This window comes from Corynebacterium sp. TAE3-ERU16 (genome assembly GCF_019209935.1).
GTDB lineage: Bacteria > Actinomycetota > Actinomycetes > Mycobacteriales > Mycobacteriaceae > Corynebacterium > Corynebacterium antarcticum.
Window position 1 is genome coordinate 488090 of the sequence record NZ_JAHUTN010000001.1, and the last position, 8102, is coordinate 496191.

General features: G+C 65.9%; 7 protein-coding genes and 2 rRNA genes. 4 read left to right on the top strand and 5 right to left on the bottom strand.

Annotated elements, in window-relative coordinates; genetic code table 11:
- Positions 1–80: 80 nt before the first annotated feature.
- The 3 genes from KRX55_RS02185 to pgm all read right to left on the bottom strand — a co-directional run bounded on the left by KRX55_RS02185 (position 81) and on the right by pgm (position 3321).
- Positions 81–833 carry a DsbA family protein gene (locus KRX55_RS02185; RefSeq protein ID WP_218406187.1) on the bottom strand — a complete coding sequence of 251 codons (753 nt, stop codon included), beginning with the start codon at positions 831–833 and terminating at the stop codon, positions 81–83.
- A gap of 144 nt (positions 834–977) precedes the next feature.
- Complete coding sequence (locus KRX55_RS02190) at positions 978–1421, bottom strand: MauE/DoxX family redox-associated membrane protein (RefSeq protein WP_370625737.1); 444 nt, start codon at positions 1419–1421, stop codon at positions 978–980.
- A 241-nt stretch (positions 1422–1662) separates the two neighbouring features.
- The gene (pgm, locus tag KRX55_RS02195; protein WP_218406188.1) at positions 1663–3321 is read right to left on the bottom strand and encodes a phosphoglucomutase (alpha-D-glucose-1,6-bisphosphate-dependent); all 1659 of its coding nucleotides are present in this window, start codon (positions 3319–3321) and stop codon (positions 1663–1665) included.
- Positions 3322–3582: 261 nt separating this feature from the next.
- On the opposite strand from pgm, the gene KRX55_RS02200 reads away from it, so the two are divergent.
- The 4 genes from KRX55_RS02200 (at position 3583) to KRX55_RS02215 (ending at position 7429) form a co-directional block, all read left to right on the top strand.
- Complete coding sequence (locus KRX55_RS02200) at positions 3583–5001, top strand: alanine/glycine:cation symporter family protein (RefSeq protein WP_218406189.1); 1419 nt, start codon at positions 3583–3585, stop codon at positions 4999–5001.
- A gap of 262 nt (positions 5002–5263) precedes the next feature.
- Positions 5264–6682, top strand: a complete 1419-nt coding sequence (locus KRX55_RS02205) for an alanine/glycine:cation symporter family protein (RefSeq protein ID WP_218406190.1) — start codon at positions 5264–5266, stop codon at positions 6680–6682.
- A 49-nt stretch (positions 6683–6731) separates the two neighbouring features.
- Positions 6732–7085: a fluoride efflux transporter family protein gene (locus KRX55_RS02210; protein WP_218406191.1), complete on the top strand. Its 354-nt coding sequence runs from the start codon at positions 6732–6734 to the stop codon at positions 7083–7085.
- Positions 7082–7429 carry a fluoride efflux transporter FluC gene (locus tag KRX55_RS02215; protein WP_218406192.1) on the top strand — a complete coding sequence of 116 codons (348 nt, stop codon included), beginning with the start codon at positions 7082–7084 and terminating at the stop codon, positions 7427–7429. Before KRX55_RS02210 ends, KRX55_RS02215 begins: the two co-directional genes overlap by 4 nt.
- Before the next feature lie 326 nt (positions 7430–7755).
- On the opposite strand, the gene rrf is transcribed toward KRX55_RS02215, so the two are convergent.
- A 5S ribosomal RNA gene (gene rrf, locus KRX55_RS02220) occupies positions 7756–7872 on the bottom strand.
- Positions 7873–7975: 103 nt separating this feature from the next.
- Positions 7976–8102, bottom strand: a 23S ribosomal RNA gene (locus KRX55_RS02225); the annotation flags it as partial.

Genomic DNA, 8102 nt, shown 5'->3' on the forward strand with positions numbered 1-8102 from the left:
AATCGCCTGTTCCCGGTGACTGTAACGGACGGGAGGGAGGCTCCGTCGGGAGCCTCCCTCCCACCTGCCGAACCGGGGGATCATCCGGCGACGGTGGCCACCCAGTTGTTCAGGTCGACGTCCTTGCCGTCGCGGATGATACGCGGGGAGGAGACCTTACCGGTCTGTTCCTTCAGCTTCTCTGCGTTCGCGGAGGCGGCCTTCTCGAATTCACCCTGTTCCCCACCTGTCCGGATCTTCTCGGCGAGCTCGTCATCGGCTCCGAGTCGGACGGCGGCGTCCGCGAACGTCGCGTAGGTCCACCTGTCGAAGATCTTCCGCTGGTTCTCCAGCAGTGCCTTCCGGTAGTTCCAGTACAGTTCGGCGTCCCCGCTGCCGGCGACGACCATCGCAGCGGTTCCCGCCCTCGTGGAGTGCCCCTCATCGCCGCCGGCGACGAAGTTCAGGGGGTGGATGTTGACGACCAGGTCACCGGCGGTGACGGCGTCCTTCATCTCGGCGTCCGTGGCTTCGGCGAGCTCCGCGCAGTGTGGGCAGGAGTAGTCCTCGTAGAGGTCCACCGTCGGAGTGTCCGCGTCAGCGGAGTCCGCGGACAGGGTGATGTACCCGTCGTGCAGGTCGACGTTGAAGTCCACCGCCTCCGTCTGTCCGGCCTCGATCTCCACCGCCTCGGTTTCAGTTCCGGTGGTGGAGGTCCCGTTCGCCGCCTGCTTTTCACCGTCACTGGAGGTGATGATGTAACCGATCACGATCACCGCAACGACCAGTACAGCCACCAGCGCCCAGAGGAAACCGTGCCCCTTCTCATTCGGGGACTTGATCTTCTTACTCACGTTGTTTGAACCCTTACGGTCGGAGTGGATGTTCGGTGCGCGCGGCGGAAACCCGGCACACCCGGGCGGATCTCCCCGCAATCCTGGCCGTGGGGAGCCCCGTGGGGAGCGTCACGATACTCCCCGATCAAGCAGCCTAGTCGCTCAGCCGTGGAGCGCGAATCGCCGGAACGGCCACCGGAAGACCACCCAAGCCAGGACCAGGAAGACGATGTCGCGGAGAATCTCGGAGAGGTATGACCACCAGGTGACGCCCTCGTCCACGCCGCCTCCGCCGAAGCAACCGCAGTCGATGGAAAGGCCGCGGATCCAGGCAGAGCCGATGCCCACGATGAATAAAAGGAGGAGCACCTGGGAGATGAAGGCGCTGAAGCGAAGGAAGAGTCCGACGAGGAGGAACACCCCGAGGATCAGCTCGCCGATCGGCAGCACGATCGCGATGAGGTCCGCGGTGTCGTCGCTGAACAGCTCATAGGCGCGGACGGCGAGCCGGGTGTCCACGGGCTCCGACAGCTTCTGCCAGCCGCTGTAGAGCCACACCGCAGCGAGCGCCAGCCGTGCGAGGGCCGACACCACGTCGAGGGTGATCGATCGGCTGTCGTACCTGGCGGGAACGAACTCGGGCTTCGCCGCCTCGACATGTGCCGCAGGATTCACCGACGTCTTCTTCATATTCTTGGTCACACCCGATAACACTAGCGCAACCTTGGCCTCCGGCGACGGGTTCACGGGAACGCGGCCTCTGGGCCGCCGCACCGCGGATGCCCCGGCGACAACGGGGCCGGCGGGCGGAGACCCTTCTCCACCCTCCGGCCCGCGCCGACCGGGCTCAGTCTCCCAGGACGCCCGCGACCAGCTCCTGCGCCTGCGCCTGGACCTCCTTCAGGTGGTCGGCGCCGCGGAAGGACTCCGCGTAGATCTTGTACTTGTCCTCCGTGCCCGAGGGCCGCGCCGCGAACCACGCGGAGTCCGTGGTCACCTTCAGGCCACCGATCGGCGCCCCGTTGCCGGGCGCCTCCGTGAGCTTCGCGGTGATGGCCTCCCCCGCGAGCTCCGTCGCCGTGACATCCTCCGGCGAGAGCTTCTTCAGCACCGCCTTCTGCTCCCGGTTCGCCGGGGCGTCGGTACGGGCGTAGACGGGGCTGCCGAACTTCTGCTCCAGCTCGGCGTACCGCTCGGACGGGGTCTTGCCCGTCGCCGCGGTGATCTCGCTCGCGAGCAGGTCGAGGATGATGCCGTCCTTGTCCGTGGACCACACCGAGCCGTCCCGGCGCAGGAAGGAGGCGCCGGCCGATTCCTCGCCGCCGAAGCCGATCGTCCCGTCGATGAGCCCCGGCACGAACCACTTGAAGCCGACGGGAACCTCGACGAGGGTCCGTCCGAGATCCGCCACGACACGGTCGACCATCGAGGATGACACGAGGGTCTTGCCGACGTTGATTCGCTGGTCCCAGTTGTGGCGACGGCGGAAGAGGTAGTCGATCGCCACCGCGAGATAGTGGTTCGGGTTCATCAGGCCCGCGTCCGGGGTGACGATGCCGTGCCGGTCGGCGTCGGCGTCATTTCCGGTCGCGAGATCGAAGTCGCCGCGGCTGGCCACGAGTGAGGCCATGGAGTTCGCGCTCGAGCAGTCCATCCGGATCTTGCCGTCGGTGTCCAGGGTCATGAAGCGCCAGGTCGCGTCGACACGGGGGTTGACGACGGTGAGGTTGAGGCCGTGCGCATCGGCGATCGCGCCCCAGTAGTCGACGGCCGCGCCACCCATCGGGTCGGCGCCGATGGTCAGGCCCGATTCCCGGATGACCTCCATGTCGACGACGTTGGGGAGGTCGGCGATGTAGGTGTCCAGGTAGTTGTGCCGTCCGCACCGCCGGTCGAGCACGCCGGACACCGGAGTCCGGCGGACCCCGTCGAGCCCCGCGCGGAGAAGCTCATTCGCCCGGGCGGCGATCCAGTCCGTCGCGTCGGTGTCCGCGGGACCACCGTTCGGCGGGTTGTACTTGAATCCGCCGTCCCGGGGCGGGTTGTGGGACGGGGTGATGATGATCCCGTCAGCACGTCGCGGGTCGGTGCCCGTCACGCCACCGTCGAGCCTGGCGTTGTGGGCGAGGATCGCGTGCGAGACCGCGGGCGTGGGCGTGTAGCGGCCGCGGTCGTCGACGAGCACCGGGATATCGTTCGCGATGAGGACCTCCAGTGCGGAGACCATCGCGGGTTCGGACAGCGCATGGGTGTCCCGCCCGATGTAGACGGGCCCCCCGATCTTCTCCCTGACGCGGTAGTCGACGATCGCCTGGGTCGTCGCGAGGATGTGGTTCTCGTTGAAGGCCGTGTCGAGTGACGACCCGCGATGCCCCGACGTTCCGAAGGCGACCTGCTGGTCCGGGTCCTCCACGTCCGGGACGCGGGTGTAGTACGCGGTGACGACCTCCGCGATGTCGATGAGATCACTGTCGAGGGCTGGTTGTCCTGCGCGGTCATGTGCCATGGCGGTGGAGGGCTCCTTACATGTTCGGGGTGTCGGGCGGGCGCGTCGGAGACAGAGGTCGTGGCTCCGGTCCCCGGGTTCACCTCAATCTTCCCCCTAATCAGGTCGACGCGCAGGAACACACCCCCCACCCCGACGCCCCCGCACGGCCTTTCGGAAACATGGCCCCACATCCCGGGCGTACCGGGGGTGGTGGACAGGGGCGCCCCGTACGGGGCTGTCCTTTTGATTGACTGAACGAAACCTGTAATTTCCTAGAACATGTCCACGCTCAATGACCTGCTCACGACACTGTCCGGCATCATCTGGGGCCCGTTCCTGCTCATCCCGCTCCTCCTCGGGACGGGCCTCTACCTGACGATCCGGCTACGCGGCCTGCAGTTCCGCGCGCTCCTCCTCGGCCTGCGCCACGGCTTCGTCGACACCAACGACAAGGACGGTGAGGGAGACATCCCCAACTACCAGGCACTGACCACGGCGCTCGCGGCCACGGTCGGCGTCGGAAACATCGTCGGTGTGGCGACCGCACTCTCGGTCGGCGGCCCCGGCGCCCTGTTCTGGATGTGGATGACGGGTCTCGTCGGCATGGCCTCCAAGTACAGCGAGGCCTACCTCGGTGTCCGGTTCCGCGTCACGGACGCCAGGGGCGAGCAGTCCGGCGGTCCGCAGTACTACCTGAAACGCGGCATCAAGGGCCCCCTGGGCCGCTGGCTCGCCTTCTTCTTCGCGGTGCTCGCCCCTATCGCGGCCCTCGGCATCGGCAACATGACCCAGGCCAACGCCGTGGCCGCGGGCATGCAGGACACCTTCGGCGTGGACCCCTGGGTGTCCGGCGTGCTGATGTTCGTGTGCACCGGCACCGTTCTCCTCGGGGGCATCCGGGCCATCGGAACGATCACCTCAGCCTTCGTCCCGCTGATGATCATCCTCTACATCGGCGGGTCGCTCATCGTGCTGTTCCGCAACGCCGCCGACATCCCCGCGGCGATCGGCCTGATCTTCACCGATGCGTTCACGGGCACCGCCGCGGTCGGCGGGTTCGCCGGCTCCGCGATCATCCTCGTGCTCCAGATGGGTGTCGCCCGCGGTATCTTCTCGAACGAGTCCGGCATCGGGACCGGCGCCATCGCGGCAGCCGCGGCGAAGACGTCCCACCCGACGCGCCAGGCACTGGTCTCCATGACGCAGACCTTCATCGACACCATCGTCGTCGTCACCTTCACCGGCCTGACGATCATCACCACCGGCGCGTGGGACCTCGGCAAGGAGCACGCCAACATCATGACCGCCGAGGCCTTCTCCCGCGGCCTCCCCGGACAGTGGGGCGGAACCATCGTCTCCATGTCCGTCGTGTTCTTCGCCTTCTCCACGATCCTGGGCTGGTACTACTACGGCGAGCGCTGCCTTCAGTCGCTCTTCGGGTCCCGCTCCACCGTGCCTTACCGGATGATCGCGACCGTGTGCGTGTTCATCGGCGCCGTCTCCGAGCTCACCCCGATCTGGACGTTCTCCGATGTGGCGAACGGGCTGATGGCCCTGCCGAACCTCATCGGTCTGCTGATCCTGTCGGGTCTGGTGGTCAAGGAGACGAACGCCTACCTGAGGTTCGATCCGAAGCTGCACAGGTCCCCCGAAGAATGCCAGGAGTTCCTCGTCCGTCAGGGTATGGACTGGAAGTAGCCCCCGGCCACTGACGCACGGGAAAATGAACGGCTCCGCATCCGGCACCGGATGACGGAGCCGTTCCCGCGAGCGGGGGTAGCAGATAATCTGCCCCCGCCGGCCCCGCTGCCATGTCCGACGGGCCGCCGAAAACACCGCATCACCCGTGACGACGGAGAGATTCCCCGGCCCCCGGACGGTGCCGTGCGGACGGCGGAAGGGGTGCAGAATTTCTGGAGTAACTCGGCCTGCTACCTGTCACACGGTAGGTTAGACCGTCATGACCAGCTTAAACGAGTTTCTGACCGCACTCGACAGGATCGTCTGGGGGCCGTTCCTCCTGCTGCCGCTGCTCCTCGGAACCGGTGCCTTCCTCACCTTCCGGCTCCGCGGAATCCAGTTCCGCACCCTCGGGCGCGCCCTCCGCCACGCCTTCCTCGACAAGGAGGAGGACGAGGGAAACGGGGACATCTCCAAGTATGAAGCCCTCACCACGGCGCTGGCGGCCACGGTGGGCGTGGGCAACATCGTCGGTGTCGCGACCGCCATGTCGATCGGTGGCCCCGGATCACTGTTCTGGATGTGGGTGACGGGTCTTCTCGGGATGGCGTCCAAGTACACCGAGGCCTTCCTCGGTTCCCTCCACCGCGAGACGGACACCAACGGCAAACAGGCCGGTGGGCCGCAGTACTACCTGCGCAAGACCATCAAGGGCCCGATGGGCGGCTACCTGGCGACGTTCTTCGCCGTCGCGACGGCCATAGCCGCCTTCGGCATCGGCAACATGACGCAGTCCAATGCGGTCGCTGCGGGTATGCAGGATTCGTTCGGCATCCCGCCGTGGGTGTCGGGCGCGGTCATGTTCCTCATCGTCGGAATCGTGCTGTTCTTCGGCATCGAGGCCATCGGCAAGGTCACCTCCGCATTCGTCCCGCTCATGATCGTCATCTACATCGTCGCCTCGACGTGGGTTCTCGTCGCCAACATCGACCAGATCCCGGGGGCGTTCGCGCTCATCCTCACCGACGCCTTCACCGGCACCGCCGCCACCGGTGGATTCGCCGGAGCCGGCATCATCATGGCGATGCGCATGGGCGTCGCCCGTGGCCTGTTCTCGAACGAGTCCGGGATGGGTAGCGGTGCGATCCCGGCGGCCGCGGCGAAGACCCTCCACCCCGTACGTCAGGGCCTCGTCTCCATGACCCAGACGTTCATCGACACGCTGGTGGTCATCACGTTCACCGGACTGGTGCTCATCGTGACCGGTGTCTGGAACCACGGCGAGAACGCGGCCAACCTGATGACCTCCGAGGCCTTCGGCAACGGTCTCCCCGGCACCTTCGGGGACGAACTGGTGAGCATCTCGATCATCTTCTTCGCGTTCTCGACGATCCTGGGGTGGTCCTACTACGGCGAACGCTGCATGATGAGTGTCTTCGGACCACGTTCCTCGATGTGGTACCGGCTCGCATTCACCATCGCGGTATTCATCGGAGCGGTCACGGAACTCACCACGGTCTGGACGTTCTCCGACCTGGCGAACGGCATGATGGTGCTGCCGAACATCGTCGGAATCCTCCTGGTTTCCGGCTTCGTGGCGCGGGAGACCCGCGCGTACCTCCGTTTCGATCCGCAGCTCCGGGCCTCGGCCGCGGACATCGAGAAGTTCCTCGAACGCCGGGGAATGGACTGGACCTGACCGTCCCCACGCCGCGAAGCCCCGGCCGGCGGGTGTAACGTATTCCCACATGAAGCCAACCATCCAGGTGGCTGCGGGAGCCGCACTGGGAGCCGTTCTCCGCTGGTTCGTGATCCTCGCTCTCGGCCCGGGTATGCAGCCTTTGATCGCCGTCAATACGCTGGGGTCCTTCCTCATGGGGTGGCGTAAGCCGGGCCCCTTTCTCGGCACGGGCGTGCTCGGCGGCTTCACCAGCTTCTCGACCTTCGCGGTCCTTCTCACCGAATCCGATACACCGCTGGCGGCCGTCTACCTCACCGCGACACTGGTCAGTTGTATCGGGGGGTGGCTGCTGGGCGATTTCGCATCCGGACGGACCTTCCGTGGCCGACCCGCCACGAAGCCCGGGGAGGTCGTTGAATGAGCGTCAGTTCACTGCTCCTCGTGGCGGTCGGTGCCGCCTTCGGTGGTGTCGGCCGCTACTGGCTCGGCCGTCTTCTCCCCGAGCTCTACGGCACCCTCACGGCCAACACCATCGCCTGTTTCCTTCTCGGTGTCATCACCACGATCGAGACGACACACCTCGGTCCGGGAACCGCTCTCCTCGCCGGGACCGGGTTCAGTGGTGCGCTCTCGACCTGGTCGACGCTGGCGAAGGAGCTCGGCGAGCTCATCAGGACCAGACAGAACATCCGCGCACTGCGTTACGGCGTCGCGACGGTCGTCCTCGGGATTCTCGCCGCGATGTCCGCGTCCCTCGTGTGCTAGTAGGTAAGCACGGTCCGTTGTCCGTCTCCCCTCCCGCGCTCCGGGGGCGTGTGGTGTAGAGAGCGCGGGTCGGCGTGGCGGGGTGGATGTCCCGACGGTGACGGTGCCCGCAACAACCAGGCCCCGCCCCCGCGCAACCGCACCGCTGGGGCGGGCACCCGGGAATCCACCGATGACCTCGCAAACCCGCCCGTCACCGGGTGAGATGACCCCCCGGGCGGGCCACACACCCGGGCATGTGCCGCAGGCTGAATACGACAAAAAAGCACCGGCCCGGGTCGACGTTCCTGTCGATCCGGGCCGGTGCCTGTTATGTGAAGTTGTAGTGTCGGCGGTGTCCTACTCTCCCACACGCTCCCGCATGCAGTACCATCGGCGCTGGTGGGCTTAGCTTCCGGGTTCGGAATGGGACCGGGCGTTTCCCCACCGCTAAAACCACCGACACATCTCAAAAAGGTGTCACACACACAAAATATGTGTGCTGGTGTTGGTGCCAGACACTGGCTAGTGGACGCGAGCAACAAAAACCTAATGCTTCATACGCATGTGTTGTTTTGTTTCGGTGTATTAGTACCGGTCACCTCCACACATTACTGTGCTTCCAGATCCGGCCTATCAACCCCATGGTCTATGGGGAACCTCAAACGAAACCTTATCTTGAAACGGGCTTCCC

Excerpts from the sequence above, each read along its gene's own strand:
- KRX55_RS02200 (WP_218406189.1), top strand. The coding sequence starts at position 3,583 with ATGTCCACGCTCAATGACCTGCTCACGACACTGTCCGGCATCATCTGG.
- pgm (WP_218406188.1), bottom strand. The coding sequence starts at position 3,321 with ATGGCACATGACCGCGCAGGACAACCAGCCCTCGACAGTGATCTCATC.
- KRX55_RS02205 (WP_218406190.1), top strand. The coding sequence starts at position 5,264 with ATGACCAGCTTAAACGAGTTTCTGACCGCACTCGACAGGATCGTCTGG.
- KRX55_RS02210 (WP_218406191.1), top strand. The coding sequence starts at position 6,732 with ATGAAGCCAACCATCCAGGTGGCTGCGGGAGCCGCACTGGGAGCCGTT.
- KRX55_RS02215 (WP_218406192.1), top strand. The coding sequence starts at position 7,082 with ATGAGCGTCAGTTCACTGCTCCTCGTGGCGGTCGGTGCCGCCTTCGGT.